This window comes from Nocardia sp. NPDC005998, assembly GCF_040614395.1.
Taxonomy (GTDB): Bacteria; Actinomycetota; Actinomycetes; order Mycobacteriales; family Mycobacteriaceae; genus Nocardia.
The window spans coordinates 14276-32721 of sequence record NZ_JBEXUI010000063.1 but is presented as its reverse complement, the minus strand read 5'-3'; the positions used below and the strand labels follow the sequence as shown (position 1 = coordinate 32721).

The following is an 18446-nucleotide window of genomic DNA, read 5'->3' as shown; positions in this document are numbered from 1 at the left end:
CCAGCGGCAGCCGGATCGTGCTCATTTCCGCGGCGCGAGCCACGGTGTGCAGTCGGTTTGCAAACCGACTGGCCCGGACCATTAGTGGCAGGGACAGGATTCGAACCTGCGACCTCTGGATTATGAGCCCAGCGAGCTACCTAGCTGCTCCACCCTGCGTCGTCGCTTTCGAGGGTACGCAGGGGCGGCGAGGCGGCGCGAGTGATTTATCGCGGGGCCGAACTGGTCGCGGCTCAGCCGAATTGGATGCCCTGGGCGAGGGGCAGCTGGTCGGAGAAGTTGACGGTGTTGGTGGCTCGACGCATATACGCCTTCCACGAATCCGAGCCGGACTCCCGTCCACCGCCGGTTTGCTTCTCACCGCCGAACGCGCCGCCGATCTCCGCGCCGGAGGTGCCGATATTGACATTGGCGATGCCGCAGTCCGAGCCGTCGGCGGCGAGGAAGCGTTCGGCCTCGCGCTGGTCGCCGGTGAAGACGGCGGAGGAAAGCCCCTGTGGCACACCGTTGTGCATGGCGACGGCGGCGTCGAAATCGTGGTAGGTCAGCACGTACAGGATCGGTGCGAAGGTCTCCTCGCGAACCACGGCGGTCTGGGCGGGCATGCGCACGATCGCGGGCCGCACGTAGAAGGCGTCGTCGCCGAAGCCGTCTACGCGCTCACCGCCGCATACCAGTTCGCCGCCGTCGGCCAGTGCGCGGTCGATCGCCGCGCGCATACCTTCGTAGGCCCGGCCATTGACAAGCGGGCCGACCAGCACGCCGTCATCGAGCGGATTGCCCACGCGCAGTTGTCGATACGCGCCAGCGACCCGATCGAGCAGCGGTCCGACGATATCGGCGTGCGCGATCAGCCGCCGCAATGTCGTACAGCGCTGCCCGGCCGTGCCCGCCGCGGCGAAGACGATACCGCGCGCCGCCAGCTCCAGATCCGCTGTCGGCGTGACGATCGCACCGTTGTTGCCACCCAGCTCCAGCAGGCACCGCCCGAATCGAGCGGCCACCCGTGGTGCGACGATGCGACCCATCCGCACCGAACCGGTCGCGCTGACCAGCGCGACGCGCTCGTCGTCGACCAGCCTGGACCCGACTTCCGCACCGCCCTGGATCAGTTGGTGCACTTCGGGATCCGCGCCGACATCGGCGGCCGCGCGGCGCAACAGGGTGTGGCAGGCAAGTGCGGTCAGTGGTGTCGTCTCCGACGGCTTCCACACCACCGTGTCACCGCAGACCAGCGCGATCGCGGTATTCCACGCCCACACCGCGACGGGGAAGTTGAAGGCCGAGATCACCCCGACCACGCCGAGCGGATGCCAGGTCTCCATCAGTCGATGCCCCGGCCGCTCCGATGGCATGGTCCTGCCGTACAGCTGCCGTGACAACCCGATCGCGAACTCGCAGATGTCGATCATCTCCTGCACCTCGCCGACCGCCTCGGCGCCGATCTTCCCCGCCTCCAGGGTGACCAGTTCGCCGAGTTCGGCCTTGTGCGCGGTGAGCAGTTCGGCCAGCCGCCGCACCACGGCGGCGCGCACCGGCGCTGGCACGGCGCGCCAATCGCGGAATGCCCGTGCCGCTCTGTCGATCGCGGCATCCACCTCGTCGAGGGCATCGGCGCGCAGGGTCGTCAGCGTGCCACCGGTGATCGGGGTACGCGCCGGTAACTCCCCCGCTACCGGCTGCTGCGCGCCGAGCGTGTGCAGCAGCTGTGCCGCGCGGGCGGCGAGATCCTTGGTCAGATGGTGGTCGAGCGTGTGTGTCATCGGTTGCTCCGCTGTGGCTTTGGGTCGCTGGACGGTCTCGGATGGGTACGGCGAGTTAACGACTGAAAGTTTTTGCACCGAGCAGCGTCCGCTGGGTTAGCCTTCGCTGATGGCGGATACACCGGCAAGACCCGTACTCGATGACATCGATCGACTGCTGATTCGTGAACTGATGGCCGATGGTCGCGCCACCCTGTCGAATCTGGCCGAGAAGGCGAGCCTATCGGTGTCGGCTGTGCAATCGCGGGTCCGCAGATTAGAGGCGCGCGGGGTGATTCGCGGGTATACCGCGCATGTCGACCCCGAGGCGCTCGGACAACTGTTGTCGGCATTCGTCGCCATCACTCCTCTCGACCCCTCGCAACCCGATGACGCGCCTGCCGTGCTGCAACATATCCCGGGTATCGAGGCATGCCACTCCGTGGCCGGTGACGAGAGTTACGTGCTGCTGGTGCGGGTGGCCTCTCCTCGGCACCTCGAGCAGTTGCTACAGGAGATCAGGGCGACCGCCAACGTGAGAACTCGAAGCACCATCATCTTGCAGACATTCTACGACAGATAGCCGCCGAACCGTAATTAGTACGTTTGTTATGTAGATCTTTCGTAAAGATTTCCGTACCCTACGGATGTGACCATCGAACTGGAGCGCACCCGCGCGGGGAGTGGCACTGCACCTGTCGCCCCCGCCACCCGGGTACACGAGATCCTGTCGGCGCACATCCTTGCCGACGGATTCGACTTGGTGCTGGATCTACGGAAATCCCGTGGCTGCCGTATCGTCGACGAACGAGACGGCAGCTCCTACCTCGACATGTTCGGCTTCTTCGCCTCGAATGCCCTTGGCATGAACCATCCCGCCTTGGCCGATGACGAAGAGTTCCGTGCCGATCTGGGCGTGGCCGCGCTCAACAAGCCGAGCAACTCCGATATCTATACCGTCGAAATGGCCCGCTTCGTGGAGACCTTCGTGCGGGTACTCGGCGACCCCCGGCTACCGCACCTGTTCTTCATCGAAGGCGGCGGACTCGCGGTGGAGAACGCGCTCAAGGTCGCGTTCGACTGGAAGAGCAGGCATAACGAATCCCACGGCCGGGCACCGGAACTCGGTACCAAGGTGCTGCATCTGACCGGAGCGTTCCACGGCCGCACCGGCTACACCATGTCGCTGACCAACACCGATCCGGTGAAGGTGGCGCGCTTCCCCAAGTTCGATTGGCCGCGCATTGATGCGCCCTACCTCGCCGACGGCGTCGATATCGTCGCCGCCGAGACGAACGCGCTCGACCAGATGCGTCGCGCCTTCGCCGAAAATCCGAACGACATAGCATGTTTCATTGCCGAGCCGATCCAGGGCGAGGGCGGCGACCGCCATCTGCGTCCGGAATTCCTGCAGGCCGTGCAGCGACTCTGCCATGAGCACGATGCGCTGTTCATCCTCGACGAGGTGCAGACCGGTGTCGGCATGACCGGAACCACTTGGGCCTACCAGCAACTCGGGCTCGAACCGGATGTGGTCGTATTCGGTAAGAAGACCCAGGTCTGTGGCGTGATGGCAGGCGGTCGGGTGGACGAGGTGCCCGATAACGTCTTCGTCGTCAGCTCCCGGCTGAACTCCACCTGGGGCGGCAACCTCACCGATATGGTGCGCGCCCGGCGCATTCTCGAGGTGCTCGAGCGCGACGAGCTGATCGAGCGATCGCGGGCGCTCGGCGCGCATCTGCTGCGGCGTCTGGAGCAGCTTTCCGCGGACCATCCTCGGATCACCGAGCCGCGCGGGCGCGGGCTGATGTGCGCGATCACGCTCGCCACGACCGAACTGCGGGACGAGCTGCTGACCGCGCTGTGGGAACGCGAGCGTGTGCTGATCCTCGGCACGGGCGAGCGTGGCATTCGCTTCCGGCCGCCGCTCACCGTCACCGAGGCCGAATTGGATGCCGCGGTCGATGCGCTCGAGCGGGTGCTCAGCGACGCGGGCTAGTAGCGTCGGGTATTCGGCCACGATCGGAAGTTCGACTGCCCGAGTACACATTTCCGGATGATTCGGGCAATCCGTCCCACGTCGGCGGGGATGCTGCGGAATCCGGGCGGCAACGCCTAGGCTTCGCACCCATGTCATCTCGTCTTCACCACCTCCTGGCACGGTGCAGCGCGTGAACCGACAGCGCAATCACCGAAGCTGCGCACCGAACGGCGAGACCAGCAGGTCCGCCATCCATTCACTGGTCGCCTCGCTGACCGTCCTCGTGACGGTCGCGGGGTGTGCCTCCAGTGAGGCCGGATCGGCAGGTGTGGCGAATCCGCCACCCTCCAGGCCGGTCGTCGCCGCCAGCGCGGCGCCGCCGAATCTGGAAAAACTGCTACCCGGCATGCCGCCACCGCTGTCGCCGACCGACGTCTATGCCGCGGACCGGGAGCTGAGTCCGGCGGTGGCCGACCATCGGTCCCTGGTCTATGTGCCCAATAGCGAATCGCATTCGGTCACGGTGATCGATCCGGGCACCTTCCAGGTGATCGACAGCTATCCGGCGGGCGGCCGGGAGCCACAGCATGTGGTGCCGTCCTATGACATGCAGACGCTGTATGTGACCAATGATCTGCCGATCGGCGGTGGCAGCCTGCTGCCGATCGATCCGCGCACCGGTGAACCCGGTGAACCATTCCCGGTCCGCGATCCCTACAACATGTACTTCACGCCGGACGGCCAATACGCACTCGTCGTCGCCGAGGCGGACAAGTCGCTGGACTTCTACGATCCGCACACCTGGCAGCAGGTGCACGCGCTCGCGGTGCCCGACTGCGCCGGCATCGACCATATGGACTTCACCGCTGACGGCCGATTCGCCTTGGCCAGTTGTGAATTCATCGGCCGGATGCTGGTGTTCGATGTCGCCGAGCGCACGGTTGTCAAGATGATCGATCTGCCGGACGGTCGCGGCGGTAAACCGCAGGACGTCAAGCTCTCGCCGGACGGACGCACCTTCTTCGTTGCCGATATGGTCGCCGACGGCATCTACACGATCGACGCATCATCGTGGGAGAACACCGGTTTCGTGCCGACCGGCAAGGGGGCGCACGGTTTGTACGTCACCCGCGATTCCAAACAGCTGCTCATCACCAACCGGCACGAGGGCAGCATCTCGGTGTGGGATTTCGCCGAGAACAAGCTGGTGCACAAGTGGTTCATCCCGGGCGGCGGCAGTCCGGATATGGGCAATATCTCCGCGGACGGGCGGGTTTTCTGGGTATCCGGTCGCCATCACGGTGAGGTCTACGCAATCGATATCGTGAACTGGAATCTGTTGGCGCGCATACCTGTTGGGCGTGGGGCGCACGGGCTCACCATCTGGCCGCAGCCGGGTCGCTATTCCACCGGCCACACCGGGGTCATGCGCTGAGTGGGTAGCGCGCGACGTAGCGGCGCGGGTATTCATGGGGCACGAAAGGCCGTTTCCGACAACCGGAACGGCCTTTCTGTCATGCTCGGGCCCGCCGATCCGCTTCTGCAGCAGCGGTACCGGCGTCTGTGTGCTGCTGCCGTTGGTCAATTGGCTACCGGCTCAGCGCAGTCGGAGACCGAGGCCGCCTTCGACGAAGCGGCGGACCGCCGTCGTGCCCGTGTCGAGGGCGGTTTCATATCCGGGGCGGGCCCAGCCGGTGAGTTCAGCGGTATCGTCGGCGCCGGGGGTCACCACGATCTCCGCGACCAATTCGGCCGTGGTGGGTTCGCAGACGGCCCAGGAGAAGTTGGTTTCCTCGGCCCACTGTGCGGTGCGACGGGCGACATAGTCCGGATCGGTGATGCCGCCGTCGGCCAGGGCGGGGCGGTCATCGATGCGGTCGTCGGCGCGCAGTGCGCGCAGGTACCAGGTGCCCGCATTGATTTCGACGGGTTCCACTATTCCTCGATCTCCCTGCGGCCGCGGCGGCGCGGGCGGCGGCGCTGCTGGTGCTCATGCCGGTTGCCGAACAGCAGTGCGCCCGCCAATGGGATGGCCAGGAACCAGAGCCAACTGCCGGTGGCGAAGAAGAGGATGACGGCGAGGATCGGGATCACCGCCATCACTCGCTCCGGCCATTCGTCGAGGAAACCGTCGCGTTTGGCGGGGACCGCGGCGGCGGGGGCGGGGCCGGGCAGGTCGACGAAGACTTTGTCCAGGTCACCTCGGGTCAGCGCGGCCGCGACCGCGGCGCTGCGCTCGTCGAACTCGGCCACGCTGAGCCGCCCGGCGGCGAAATGATCGGAGAGTCGCTGCATCGCTTGCTCACGCTCCGCGGTGCCGATGCGGATCTCGGGCACGTCACTCATAGCAGCAAGGCTAGCGGCTATCGCCGTACCCGATCTCGCCGTCTCGCAGTAGCGCCGTCGTGGCATGCAGCAGCGGCGCGGTCGGCGATTTCGCGATCTGACGCGCCGGGTTGCGGCATGATCGGTCGGCCGCCGCATCAGTTTCGCGGATTATGTGGAGCCGGTGAGGATTTCGGGTAACTCGAAGATGAGTGCAAGGCTATCGGGAGGTTTCGAATGGGCGAGACGCGGTTCGGTCACTACCGCCTCGACCGGTTGCTCGGCAGCGGCGGTACCGGGCAGGTCTGGCTCGCTCGCGATACCGTCGCCGACCGTGATGTGGCGCTGAAGGTGCTGGCCGCGACGCATGCCGCGGATCCGACCTATCGGCTGCGGTTCACCAGGGAGGCCCGCCTGGCGGCCCACGCTCCTGGGCCACATATGGTGCCGATCCACAACTTCGGCGAACTCGACGGCCGCCTGTATATCGACATGGAGTTCATCGAGGGCACCGACGTCGCCGCCCTGCTGCGTCGCGACGGGCCGATGTCCCCGGCCATGGCGGTGGCGATCATCGGACAGACCGCGATGGCGCTCGATACCGCCCACCGGGCGGGGTTGGTGCACCGCGACGTCAAACCGTCCAACATCATGGTCAGTCCCTGCGGTTTCGTCCGACTGATCGATTTCGGCATCGCGCAGCGGATCGATCAGCCAGCCATCACATCCCACGGCAATGTGGTCGGCACCCTGGCGTATATGGCGCCGGAACGCTTCAGCGGCATCACCGACGCCCGCGCCGACCAATACTCACTGGCCTGCGTCCTGCACGAATGCCTCACCGGCGAACGACCTTTCGGCAATATCGATTCGCCGCAGCAATTCCACGCCCACCTGCTCGCCGATCCACCCCGCGCCGCCGCTCTGAATCCCGCTGTGCCTCCTGCGCTCGATGCCGCCATCGCCCGAGCCATGGCCAAGGACCCCGACCAACGCTGGTCCAGCGCAGGCGAGTTCGCATCTGCCGCCTATGCCGCGGTCACCGGTCAAGAGGCATCGACCGTCGAGATCGCAGCGAGGACTGTGTCCATTACCCGCCCGCTGCCCGATGGGTGGCAGGGGGATGTTGTCGGGGCGCGGGATGTGGACGGGGTGGAGTCGTCGGGCGGGGCTGAGTTCGGGTCGCGGTGCGTGAGCGGGGTGGAGTCCCTGGGGGCAGCTGAGTCCGACACACGGTGTGCGGGTGGGGTGGAGTCGTTGGGTGGGGTCGCGATGGAGTCGCCGGGCACGGATCCGATGGATGCGCAGGGTGCGGCCGCGGTCGGGACCCGGGGTGTGTCTGTGTCCGAGCCGCAGTGGGCAGGTGGGGACGAGTCGTTGGGTGCGGCTGCAGTGGAGCCGCGGTACCCGGGTGCGGCACAGGGTACGAGCGCCGTCGGGGTACGGGGCGCTGGTGACGTCGGGTGGCCGGGCGGGGACGCGGCTGGGTCGGTTGCGGGTGTGGTCGAGTCGTGGGGTGCGGGTGCGGCCGGGTTGCTGGGTTTGCCTGTGTCCGAGTCGCGGTGGGCGGTTGGGTCGCCCAGTGCGGCTGCGGTCGGGTCGCCGGATGCATCGGTGGTGGGGGCGCAAGGCAGGGCTCAGGTTGGGTCGCCAGGTGGGGCTGCGGTCGGGTCGCGGGGGCAGCGCCCGGCCGGGTTGCTGGGTGTGCCTGTGTCCGCGTCACGGTGCGCGGTGGGGTCACCGGGCGCTGCCGCAGTTGGGTCGTGGGGCGCGGGTGCGGCGGAGTCACCGAGAGTGGCGGCGGTGGGGTCGCGGGATGTGGGTGTGGTCGAGTCGCGGGTGCAGGGGGCGGTTGAGTCGGGGGTGCTGGGGGCGGTTGAGGCGCCGGATGGGGGTGCGGTCGAGTCTCGGAGTGCGGGTGCGGTCGGGTCGCGAGGTGTAGTCACGGTCGGCTCGCGGGATGTGGGGCCGGTGGGCTTGCGGGGTGTGGGTGCGGTTGGAGCGCTCGGTGCGGGTGGGGGCGAATCGCCGAAGGCTGCTGTGGGGGAGCGGGGTGCGGTTGCGGCGCGGGGTGTGGTCGAGTGGGGTGTGGTCGAGTGGGGTGGGGTGGAAGCAGGGGATGTAGGTGCGCGGAAACGAGGGGGTGCGGGTGCACGGGCGCGGGACATCGAGCCGTGGGCTGGTCGCGAGGGCGAGTGGATAGTCGGGCCGGGGCACGCGGCTGCCGCCATCGCGGCGCTTGTCGCCCTGATCGGGTTCGCGCTCTGGCTGGGGCGGCCCGGAGCCGAAACGACACCGGCGGCACCGTCATCCGCCCGGCCGACGCCGTCGCATCCCGGCCCGGCACTGGGATCGGCCCCGGCCGAGTCGGCCCATGCGGCGGCGCCCAACGCGTCGATCCCGGTCGCCGAACAGCCGTGCAATCCCGATGTGGACGGCAATGCCGTCGCCGGTGACGGCACCCCGCTCACGTGTCGTTCCGCAGGTGGCCACGTAGCGACCTGGATCCCAACGCAGCCTGCTGAGGGCAGCCCGAAACCCGACGCCGGGCAATCGGCCGCCGGCCCAGCTGCACCCGGCAACTCGGGCAACAGCGATTCGGCCGACGATAAGCCGAACAATGGCAAGCCCGGTCACGGCAACCGTTTCAAGCCGGGTAAGTAGGAGTCGCCAGGCGAACACTTGGCTTGGGGCAGTGGATCTTTCGCTCAGTGGCGATGAGCCGGAGCAATGGCGCTGGCACTGGACGGGGCACCCATCGCGGTGGACCTGCCCGGTCGGGGGCATCCCGGTTGGTGGCCGGACCATCTGTACATACCGGAACGAGCGGCCGGGTGCGCCCTGGTCCTGCCGCGTTTGGTGGGCTCGAGCGCGGGGTGGCTGACGCCGCCACCATCCCTCGTAGCGGAGTACATTGTTATTTGTCTCTGACAAGTGTCACTCGGCGCCGCACAGTGACGTGAGGGCTGAGGAAGCACTTCTCACAACGGCGTGAGAGGTGAGGAAGATGGGCAACCGAAAGGTGGGTCCGTTCAAGAGTTGGCGAATGGCATCGGCATTCGCGGTCTTGCTGGTCGCAGCGAGCATCCTGTTCGCTCCGCACGCGGCGGCACAATCGTGTGCGGCGGTGGACCTGGTGGTGGCCAGGGGAACTCAGGAACCCGGGTATCTCGGAACCTTCGTCGGTGATCGGCTGTACGCCGCGATGCGGGCGGCGCTACCGATGAGCGTGCGGGCGTATCCGGTGAACTACCCTGCGAATCCGACGGATCTGTCGTCCGTGAGTACCGGTAGCGCCGATCTGGTCGCGCACGTCGCCGACCAGGCCGCGGCATGTCCGAACGAGGAGTTCATCCTGGCTGGCTACTCGCTGGGCGCGGGCGTGGTACACGCCGTACTCGGCACCGGTATCGTCGCCGGACTGCCGGGCGTCACGCAGCTGCCCGGTGATCTCGTCGACCGGGTGGCCGTCGTACTGCTCTTCGGTGACCCGCTGCGCCTGATCGGGTCGAGCGTTCCCGACCAGTACCTGAACCGCACCGCCGATTTCTGTGTGGCCGGTGACCCGGTCTGCGGAGGGGGAGTCGACCCCACTGCGCACGCCCGCTACGAGGATTTCATCGGCGCCGCAGTGGGATTCAGCGCCGCGCACCTCTAGCATCCTTCCTGCTCCGCATGAGGTGTATGCCGCCATCGCTGCCCGACTTCGCTAGTTTGGTGCTCGATGCTCATTCGATGATCAGGAGATTCGATGGAACTCAAAGCGGTGCTGGGACCGGTTGCGCGTGGGTTCAACGCGGGGATCATGGCGTTGACCAAGGCACCGTGGATCGGACCTCGGCTGGGCCGGTCGATCACTGAGGTCACCTATGTCGGCCGACGTTCCGGGCGCACCATCAGCACACCGGTGAGCTTTCGACGCGCTGGCGACGAGATCACCATCGCTGTGGCCCTGCCGGACCAGAAGACGTGGTGGCGCAACTTTCTCGGCGCGGGCGGCCCCATCTCGCTGCGGCTGGACGGCGCCGAACGATCCGGGCACGCCGTCGCGCGACGCGACGATAAGGGCCGTGTCAGCGTCAGTGTGCGCCTGAACGAGGTTGATTAGCCAGTAGCTCGGGGACCGGATTGCGCTAGGGACAGTTGCGTCGAGGTCTGGGGTGTCTCCTGAGTAGGAGTACGTAGGGGAAGTCACACTGTTCGAGGGGGAGGGGCGGGGCTAGGGTCGGGATAGGTTCGGGCGATGCGGTTTCGATCGGGTTGCCGCCCCACTCCGCAACGGCGCGGCCACCGGGAGGTCAGTGATGGGGGAACAGTTCGGAAAGTACCGGCTCGACCGATTACTCGGGCGGGGCGGTATGGGGGCGGTATGGCTGGCGTGTGATACCGACACCGGGCGCACGGTTGCGCTGAAGGTGTTGGCCGAGCAGGTGGCCGCCGATGCGGAGTATCGGCAGCGGTTCGAGCGGGAGGCGCGGCTCGGGTCGAGTCTGCGGCATCCGAATATCGTGAAAATTCACGGGTTCGGGGAGCTCGACGGCCGGTTGTTCATCGATATGGAGTACATCGATGGCATCGACCTGGCCGAAATGCTGACCAGGGTCGGCACATTGACACCCACCGCGGCCGCGGACTTCGTGACGCAGGTGGCCTCGGGTCTGGATGCCGCGCATCGGGCCGGGCTGATCCACCGTGACGTCAAACCGTCGAACATCCTGATCGGCACCGGCGGGCACGCGTATCTCATCGACTTCGGCATTGCCCAGAGCCTGGGCCAGACGTCCGTCACCGCCACCGGAATGGCCATCGGCAGCTGGGCCTATATGGCACCGGAGCGCTTCAATGGCACCGTCGACGCCCGCTCCGACGTCTACTCACTTGCCTGCGTCCTCTACGAATGCCTGACCGGCCGCCGCCCCTACGGTGACACCGACCCGGCCCGCCAAATGCACGGCCACCTGATGACCGCCCCACCCCACGCGTCGACGGTGAACCCGGCGGTACCCGCGGAATTGGACACGGTCATCGCCCGCGGCATGGCCAAGGACCAGGCCGCGCGCTATCCGACGGCACGCGAGTTCGCCGCCGCGGCATATGCGGCAACCGCACTGTCCCGCCTGCCGAACGATTCCGCCGCACAATCGTCAAGGGCCGAACCGGCAGCACCCTCGGCCGCGTCAGGCCGGCCGCTGGCCGCATCGGCACAGCCTTCGGGTCGTCAACCGTCCGCCGGGCAGTCGGGTGCGTCGGCCGAACGGGCTGCGTCGAGTCGGTCGGCTGGGCGGCGCAGCGTGTCAGATCAGCCGTTGGCAGCGGCCGCCGGGTCGCTAGGCGCGCCGGGGCAGCCATCGGCTCGGCCAACCCTGGTGGCACAGCGGACAACCGCGCCGCCGCACACTCCGCAGGCACATTCGCCGCACCCGCACATGCAGGCTGCGGTACCGCAGCCATCTCCGGTGCCGCTGGTCAAGTCATCGCCGAAGCCGCTTGCGGCGACCAAGGTGTTGCCGGAACCCGGTCCGACGCCGACGCTGGTGGCGACGCGGTTGGACCCAGCTCCACCCTTTGCCCCAGCGGGAAGTGCTGCGCCGCAACAGAATTCGCCGTGGTCGCCGCATCGTGCCGCGGTACCGCCGAGATCGCTCGTCCGCCCGCCGTCGGCGGCCGAACGGGCGGTGCCGCAACCGAAGCGGGCAGCGCGCATCCCGGTGGCTCCCCGCTGGACGGTCTCGCAGCGCCGTCCCTGGATCGCCCCGCCCGCGCGCCGGGTTGCACGGCGTCGACCACGGCGTAAGTCCTTCCTATCCAGGGTGATCGGCGCGCTCGTCGTCATGTTCCTGACCCCCTTCATGCTGGCGGCTGGGTGTGCGGCGCTGGTCGCATTCGGCAATACCGGCAGTGGCGGCGGTCCGCGCACGGCCGATCCGTCCGCCGCGGTGCGCGATGCTGGCACCGCGCAATCGGCCGAACCGCCCGCTCCCGGGGTCGCCGGCCTGAATACCCCGGTGCGGGATGGCAAATTCGAATTCGTGGTCACCGCGGTCGATTCCGGGATTTCGCGGATCGGGCTGCAGAATGCGGGCGGTACCTACTCCGTCGTCACGGTTGCCGTGCGCAATATCTCCGACGAGCCGAAGTGGTTCCTGCCCGTCGGACAACGTCTCGTCGATACCCAGGGCCGCCAGGTCGACCACAATGCCATCGCGAGCATGTGGCAGAACACCCAACGCCGCTACAACTACTCCTTCGAACTGCAGCCCGGCCAGTCCGCCACCACCCAACTGGTCTTCGATGTCCCACCGGACGCCACCCCGAGCCAGCTCGAACTACACGACTTCATACTCTCCAACGGCGTCACCGTTCACCTGAATTGACCTGTGCCACAAGCTGGTCAGCGTTCAGCGCGCGCTGTCGGCCGAATCGATCAGAGCCGCCATCGACGCATGCACAGCCTGACGTCCAATGGTCAGTGCCTCGGCCAGCAGGGCGGTATCGCGTGCCGCGCTGTCGATATTCGGGGAGCCGAGGGGTGGGTGGATCTGGAGCGCCGCGTCCCCGAGACCCGTGAGGAAGCGGTCCTCGATGGACTGCTGGTGCGGCCGCTGGAGCCACGCACGGTAGGCCCCGGGGGCGCGCACGCGCAGATAGCCGCCCCCGACGACCCGATGCAAACGGGAGGCGGGCGGGCGCTGTTCATCGGTGCGCCGGGTGCGCAGCACCAGCGCATGCGTCGCACCGTCGTGAACCGCAGTGCGAATAGGCACGGTTTCGGCGAGCCCGCCGTCGAGGTACTCGGCATCGCCCAGTGGCACCGGCGGTCCCGCGAGTATCGGCAGCCCCGCTGAGGCCCGCAGCGCGGTCATCAGGGTGCGTTTATCGATGATGTGGCGGTGCAGGTCGACCGCGCGCCCGGAGCGGATATCGGTGCCGATCGGGTGAAAGGTGGTGGCGTTGGCCAGAATCGCCGGAAAGTCCATCGGCTCGATGCCGTCGTACACCTGGTGCACCAGGTAGTCCAGGTCGAAGGCGGGACGTCCGCGCAGCAGCCGAGCCGGATCGACCGCGCGCCGCATGATCACCGGATCGGTCCACGCGCGCATGCCGGACAGCGCTCGCCCGGACAGGAACCACGCGCCATTGATCGCGCCCGCCGAAGTGCCGTACACGGCGTCGAAGATCGAGGCCAGCCCGAGTTCCTCTAGCGCAAGCACCATTCCGCTGGAGTACACGCCCCGGCTGCCACCGCCCTCGATGACCAGGGCGAGGCGATATCCGTCGGCGCGGCTTGCTGATTCACGTCGGCCGCGGATGACGTCCGCGGCGGTGGGCACGACGGCAGAGCTGGTCACCGGACCACGATACGACAGAGCGGGCGCGGACGTCGTCGTCCAGCGCCCGCTCCGAAACGGTCTTCGCCAGCTGTTTACTTATTTGATCTCGGCGAGCACGGTGCCCTGGGTGATGGCCGCACCGGCCTCGACGGACAGTCCGGTGACCACACCCGCCTTGTGCGCGTTGACCGGGTTCTCCATCTTCATGGCCTCGAGCACCACGATCAGATCGCCCGCCTCGACGGACTGGCCCTCCTCGACCGCGACCTTCACCACAGTGCCCTGCATCGGCGCGGTGACCGCGTCACCGGAGGCCGCACCGGCACCGGCGCCGCCACGCTTGCGCGGCTTGGGCTTCTTGCGGATCACTCCGGCGCCATTGCCGCCCGCACCCTCGGCACCGGCGCCGACGGTGAAGTTACCGGGCAACGACACCTCGACTCGACGCCCACCGACCTCGACGACGACCTTCTGCCGCGGCAGTTCCTCGTCCTCGGTCTCGGTGACACCGGCCGGGGTGTACGGCTCGACGTTGTTGACCCACTCGGTTTCGATCCACTTGGTGTAGACGTCGAACTTCTCGCCGTCACCGATGAACGCCGGATCCTCGACGATTGCGCGGTGGAACGGGATGACCGTGGCCAGCCCCTCGACGTGGAATTCGGCCAGCGCGCGCCGGGCCCGCTGCAGCGCCTGCTCACGGTTCTCGCCGGTGACGATCAGCTTGGCCAGCATCGAGTCGAACTGACCGCCGATCACGCTGCCCTGCACCACACCGGAGTCGACGCGCACACCGGGACCGCTCGGCTCGGAGTAGACCGCGACCGGGCCGGGGGCGGGCAGGAAGCCACGACCGGCATCCTCACCGTTGATCCGGAACTCGAAGGAGTGCCCGCGAGGCGTCGGATCCTCGGTGATCTCCAGCGCGTGGCCCTCGGCAATGCGGAACTGCTGACGCACCAGGTCGATGCCCGCGGTCTCCTCGGTGACCGGGTGCTCGACCTGCAGACGGGTGTTCACCTCGAGGAACGACACGGTGTCGCCCTGCACCAGGTACTCCACGGTGCCGGCGCCGTAGTAACCGGCCTCCCGGCAGATGGCCTTGGCCGAAGCGTGGATGCGTGCGCGCTGATCGTCGGTGAGGAACGGCGCGGGCGCCTCCTCGACCAGCTTCTGGAACCGGCGCTGCAGCGAGCAGTCACGGGTGCCCGCCACCACCACGTTGCCGTGCTTGTCGGCGATGACCTGTGCCTCGACGTGGCGAGCCTTGTCCAGGTACTGCTCGACGAAGCATTCGCCGCGACCGAAGGCGGCGATCGCCTCCCGGGTCGCCGATTCGAACAGCTCCGGAATCTCCTCGATGGAGTGCGCGACCTTCATGCCGCGGCCACCACCACCGAAGGCGGCCTTGATCGCGACCGGTACGCCGTACTCCTTGGCGAACTCGACCACTTCGGCCGCGTTCTTGACCGGATCCTTGGTGCCAGCGGCCATCGGCGCCTTGGCGCGCTCGGCGATGTGGCGCGCGGTGACCTTGTCACCGAGGTCGCGGATGGACTGCGGGGACGGGCCGATCCAGATCAGCCCGGCGTCGATGACGGCCTGGGCGAAGTCGGCGTTCTCGGAAAGGAATCCGTAGCCGGGGTGGATGGCGTCGGCGCCGGACTTGGCCGCGGCGTCGAGGATCTTGTCGAATACGAGGTAGGACTCGGCCGAGGTCTGACCACCGAGGGCAAAGGCCTCGTCGGCGAGCTTCACGAATGGGGCATCGGCATCGGGCTCCGCGTATACCGCGACGCTGCCGATACCGGCATCCTTGGCCGCCCGGATCACGCGAACGGCGATCTCGCCTCGGTTAGCTACGAGTACCTTCGATATCCGCGCGCTGGCATGGCTGGGCACTGAGCCTCCTGTTAGCAATCTTTTTGGTCGCCCCGTGGTCGACAAACTTACGTCTGGGGCGAGTGTAGGCAGTCTGCCAACAGAGCCCGAACTCGGATAGCCCTACTCAACAGTAGGTCGTGGATCACACCTCGTCGGCGGTGGCGTGGGGCCGGGGGAGGTGGCCCGCGAATCCACGGATCGAATTCGGCGATCAGGTGTGCCGGAGGCGAATCGGGACTACCTGGTGCGTACCTTGCGGGCACTGCCCGCGGGTGCGTCGCCGGATTCATACCCCTTGGCAATCGGCATGCGCACCGAGTTGCCCCATTCGGTCCAGGAGCCATCGTAATTGCGCACGCCGTCGAGGCCGAGCAGATAGGTCAGGACGAACCAGGTGTGGCTGGATCGCTCGCCGACCCGGCTGTAGACCACCAGATCGTCGGCGGTCGCCAGCGCGCCGTAGATCTCGTCCAATTCGGCGCGGGAACGGAAGCGGCCGTCACTATGGAAGGCCTCGGTCCACGCGATGTTGACCGCGGTAGGAATATGCCCGCCGCGCAATGCCGCATCCTCGGGATTGATCGGCGGCTGGATCAGCTCACCGGAGTACTCCTCGGGGGAGCGCACGTCGATCAGCGGTCTGCCGAGATGCGCGAGCACGTCCTCGCGGAACGCGCGCGCGGTGGCGTCGTCGCGACTGACGAGCGGATACTCGCTGCGGGTGAGATAGGGCGGGTCGAAAGTGGTATCGCGCGCCTCGGAGATCCACGCGTCCCGGCCACCGTCGAGCAGCCGCACATCCGGATGCCCGAACAGGGTGAAGACCCAGCAGGCGTGCGCTGCCTGCGCGTTGCCGCGATCGCCGTAGATCACCACGGTATCGTCGCGCTCGATGCCCTTGGCGCGCATCAACTCGGTGAACCGGGCCCCGTCGATATAGTCACGCGTAACCGCATCATTCAGGTCGCCCCGCCAATCGATCTTGGTGGCGCCTGGAACATGCCCTATGTCATAGAGCAGTATGTCCTCATTGGATTCGATGATCTTCAGTCCCGGCGCGCCGATGTTTGCCGACAGCCACTCTGTGGTTACTAGTCGGTGAGGATGTGCGTAAGAACCGAAAGCGGGATGAGGGTCCGGGGCAACGGGCACGATATGGGTCCTTCACACGAGGTAGACGGGTGGTTATAGCGGTTCGGGTCTCACGGCGATGTTAGGTGTGAGGCGTTTGGGAAACTCGTTTCAGATCACAAATCGGCTGAATGGGCGAATAAATCGCACCCTCATCCGATAAAGTCTCCCGGGAGGAGGGGTGAGCTATGTCCGATTCTTGGCCGAGGCGTCGACTGCTCGCGATCCTACGTGGCGCCAGCGAACCTCTCGATGCCCAAGAACTGGCCAGAATCACTGGACAGCACGTCACCACTGTTCGATTCCATCTGGATGTACTCACCAGGGAATCGCTGGTGCGGCAGTTCCAGCAGCCCCCGCGCGGCCGCGGCCGCCCGCGCATCGGCTATAGCGCTGTGCAGCGATCGGTCGGTTATCAGGAGCTGGCCCAGGTACTGGCCGATCAACTCGGCCCCGATCCGCGGCGCCGCTCCGAGGCGGCCGTCGCCGCCGGACGCGCCTGGGGCGCCAAGCTCGATGCGGGCGATCACGCGGTCGAATCGCTGGAGGACGCCAAGGACGTCACCATCACGCTGCTCTCCGAGCTCGGCTTCGCCCCGGAGCGCGATCCGGCCGCCGAGACCAATGATCAGGTGCTGGTCCGGCTGACCGCCTGCCCGCTGCGTGAACTCGCACGCACCCACTCCGAAGTGGTGTGCGGTGTGCATCTGGGCCTGATCAAGGAAGTTCTCGACCGCAATGGCGCGCGCGGCGAGGTGAATGTCCGGCTGCACCCGTTCGTCGAGCCGGAGCTCTGTCTGGTCCGTTTGGAGCTCATGGCCCACGACGCCCGGCGCAACCAGGGCGTGCCGCGGGAGCCGGAGCACGACCGCGAGGTGGCGCCGGTATCGATCGGCGCGGAGTCCGGGGCGGAGCCGCGGATGGCCCCCGGCGAGCCGCGGATCGCGCCGCCGTCAGCGGGCCGAATGGCTCCACAGCTGCGCAATGCCGATCCCAACGTCGCCAAGCAGTCGGCGCAGCAGTGGTAATCCGATTCCGATAACGCTCGACGGATCGCCATCGATGCGATCGACGAACCAGCCGCCCATGCCGTCGAGTGTGAACGCGCCAGCCACCTGCAAGGGCTCGCCGGTCGCGATGTAGGCGTCCAGCTCTTCGGGGTCGGGTTTGGCGAAATGCACTGTGGTGGAACTGCAATCGACGGATTCGGCGGTGACCTCGCCGTCCCGTAGCCGCAGTACGCAGTGGCCGGTGATGAGATCGGCACTGCGCCCGGCCATTTCGGCCCAGCGCGAGCGCGCCACCTCGGGCGTGTGGGGCTTGCCCTGTAATTCGCCGTCGACCAGCAGCATCGAATCGCAGCCGACCACAACGCAATCCGCGGCGAAGTCCGGAATTGTCGCCGCCACCGCCCTGGCCTTGGCCCGCGCCAGCTCGACGACGACGACCTCAGGTGCCGTGCCGGGCGGCAGTGCCGCGGCAATGGCGTCCTCGTCGACATCGGAGATCCGGACGACGGGGTCGATGCCCGCCGAGCGCAGCACCTCGCGGCGGGCGGGCGAGGCGGAGGCGAGAACGAGTCTCGTCATCCGATCAGTCGCGCAGGTGTGACAGTTGTGGGAACGCGTAAGGGGAGAACGGCGAGGTGCCGCGGTGCATCAGCGTCGGGCGACCCCAGGTATCGGACGGACCGTTCGGTCGGCTTCCGCTGCCGCTATTCGCGGCCGCCGACAGCACGCAGACGAGCGCCGCGACTTCCTCATCGGACGGCGCGCCCTTGATGACGCGAATGAACGGTTGCTCGGTCGCCTCGGCGGCAGGGGTCGTCGCGGATGCGACCACCTCGACCACGTCCGCGATCGGGTCGACGGTGAGATCCAGTTCGGCGGCGGTCAACACGTCTTCTTCTGCCACGGTCGTCACAGTGCCAGATCCTCTCTCTAAATCGATCGAGCCCATGCCCAACGCGATGTCATGTGGAGCAAGCGACCATCATCGTCGAATTCACTCATTGTGTCTCTACAACCAGTGTGCGCGGCCCATCGAGGCTAT

General features: G+C 67.2%; 17 protein-coding genes and 1 tRNA gene. 8 read left to right on the top strand and 10 right to left on the bottom strand.

Translation table 11 applies throughout. The features are described from left to right. Positions 1-85: 85 nt before the first annotated feature. Positions 86-159, bottom strand: a tRNA-Met gene (locus ABZ293_RS40175). 74 nt (positions 160-233) lie between these two features. Further along, entirely contained in the window at positions 234-1763 is a 1530-nt protein-coding gene (locus ABZ293_RS40170) for an aldehyde dehydrogenase family protein (protein WP_355189592.1), read from the bottom strand. Positions 1764-1872: 109 nt separating this feature from the next. Here ABZ293_RS40170 and ABZ293_RS40165 point away from each other — a divergent pair, with 109 nt between their 5' ends. Beyond that, positions 1873-2325, top strand: coding sequence for an Lrp/AsnC family transcriptional regulator (locus ABZ293_RS40165; protein ID WP_040686931.1), 453 nt, complete (start codon positions 1873-1875; stop codon positions 2323-2325). 66 nt (positions 2326-2391) lie between these two features. Then, entirely contained in the window at positions 2392-3741 is a 1350-nt protein-coding gene (gene lat, locus ABZ293_RS40160) for an L-lysine 6-transaminase (protein ID WP_355189591.1), read from the top strand. Positions 3742-3930: 189 nt separating this feature from the next. Here lat and ABZ293_RS40155 read toward each other — a convergent pair whose 3' ends face one another. Continuing rightward, entirely contained in the window at positions 3931-4131 is a 201-nt protein-coding gene (locus ABZ293_RS40155) for a hypothetical protein (RefSeq protein ID WP_355189590.1), read from the bottom strand. On the opposite strand from ABZ293_RS40155, the gene ABZ293_RS40150 reads away from it, so the two are divergent. After that, entirely contained in the window at positions 4130-5158 is a 1029-nt protein-coding gene (locus ABZ293_RS40150; protein ID WP_355189589.1) for a hypothetical protein, read from the top strand. The genes ABZ293_RS40155 and ABZ293_RS40150 overlap by 2 nt on opposite strands. 162 nt (positions 5159-5320) lie before the next feature. On the opposite strand, the gene ABZ293_RS40145 is transcribed toward ABZ293_RS40150, so the two are convergent. Both ABZ293_RS40145 and ABZ293_RS40140 read right to left on the bottom strand, forming a co-directional pair. Beyond that, positions 5321-5659, bottom strand: a complete 339-nt coding sequence (locus ABZ293_RS40145; protein ID WP_355189588.1) for a hypothetical protein — start codon at positions 5657-5659, stop codon at positions 5321-5323. Next, on the bottom strand, positions 5659-6069 hold the full coding sequence (locus tag ABZ293_RS40140; protein WP_355189587.1) for a DUF1707 domain-containing protein: 411 nt from the start codon (positions 6067-6069) through the stop codon (positions 5659-5661). Before ABZ293_RS40140 ends, ABZ293_RS40145 begins: the two co-directional genes overlap by 1 nt. A gap of 216 nt (positions 6070-6285) precedes the next feature. Between ABZ293_RS40140 and ABZ293_RS40135 the strand changes: the two genes are divergently transcribed. The 4 genes from ABZ293_RS40135 to ABZ293_RS40120 all read left to right on the top strand — a co-directional run bounded on the left by ABZ293_RS40135 (position 6286) and on the right by ABZ293_RS40120 (position 12422). Further along, positions 6286-8712 (top strand): protein kinase, encoded by a 2427-nt coding sequence (locus ABZ293_RS40135; RefSeq protein ID WP_355189586.1) that lies wholly within the window; start codon positions 6286-6288, stop codon positions 8710-8712. 343 nt (positions 8713-9055) lie between these two features. Next, a complete protein-coding gene (locus ABZ293_RS40130) occupies positions 9056-9706 on the top strand; it encodes a cutinase family protein (RefSeq protein WP_355189585.1) in 651 nt (216 codons plus the stop codon). Between the two features lie 147 nt (positions 9707-9853). Beyond that, positions 9854-10156 carry a hypothetical protein gene (locus ABZ293_RS40125; RefSeq protein ID WP_354958141.1) on the top strand — a complete coding sequence of 101 codons (303 nt, stop codon included), beginning with the start codon at positions 9854-9856 and terminating at the stop codon, positions 10154-10156. Positions 10157-10352: 196 nt separating this feature from the next. Continuing rightward, positions 10353-12422: a protein kinase gene (locus tag ABZ293_RS40120; RefSeq protein WP_355189584.1), complete on the top strand. Its 2070-nt coding sequence runs from the start codon at positions 10353-10355 to the stop codon at positions 12420-12422. A gap of 24 nt (positions 12423-12446) precedes the next feature. Here the strand turns inward: ABZ293_RS40120 and ABZ293_RS40115 are convergent, their stop codons facing one another. The 3 genes from ABZ293_RS40115 to ABZ293_RS40105 form a co-directional block, all read right to left on the bottom strand. Next, a complete protein-coding gene (locus tag ABZ293_RS40115; RefSeq protein WP_355189583.1) occupies positions 12447-13397 on the bottom strand; it encodes a patatin family protein in 951 nt (316 codons plus the stop codon). A 78-nt stretch (positions 13398-13475) separates the two neighbouring features. Next, positions 13476-15281, bottom strand: coding sequence for an acetyl/propionyl/methylcrotonyl-CoA carboxylase subunit alpha (locus tag ABZ293_RS40110; protein WP_355189582.1), 1806 nt, complete (start codon positions 15279-15281; stop codon positions 13476-13478). 219 nt (positions 15282-15500) lie between these two features. Further along, complete coding sequence (locus ABZ293_RS40105; RefSeq protein ID WP_355189581.1) at positions 15501-16415, bottom strand: sulfurtransferase; 915 nt, start codon at positions 16413-16415, stop codon at positions 15501-15503. 167 nt (positions 16416-16582) lie between these two features. On the opposite strand from ABZ293_RS40105, the gene ABZ293_RS40100 reads away from it, so the two are divergent. Next, positions 16583-17422: a transcriptional regulator gene (locus ABZ293_RS40100; protein ID WP_355189580.1), complete on the top strand. Its 840-nt coding sequence runs from the start codon at positions 16583-16585 to the stop codon at positions 17420-17422. Here the strand turns inward: ABZ293_RS40100 and ABZ293_RS40095 are convergent. After that, positions 17348-17983 (bottom strand): nucleoside triphosphate pyrophosphatase, encoded by a 636-nt coding sequence (locus ABZ293_RS40095; RefSeq protein ID WP_355189579.1) that lies wholly within the window; start codon positions 17981-17983, stop codon positions 17348-17350. The genes ABZ293_RS40100 and ABZ293_RS40095 overlap by 75 nt on opposite strands. A gap of 4 nt (positions 17984-17987) precedes the next feature. Next, positions 17988-18317 carry an acyl-CoA carboxylase subunit epsilon gene (locus tag ABZ293_RS40090; protein ID WP_355189578.1) on the bottom strand — a complete coding sequence of 110 codons (330 nt, stop codon included), beginning with the start codon at positions 18315-18317 and terminating at the stop codon, positions 17988-17990. Positions 18318-18446: the final 129 nt, after the last annotated feature.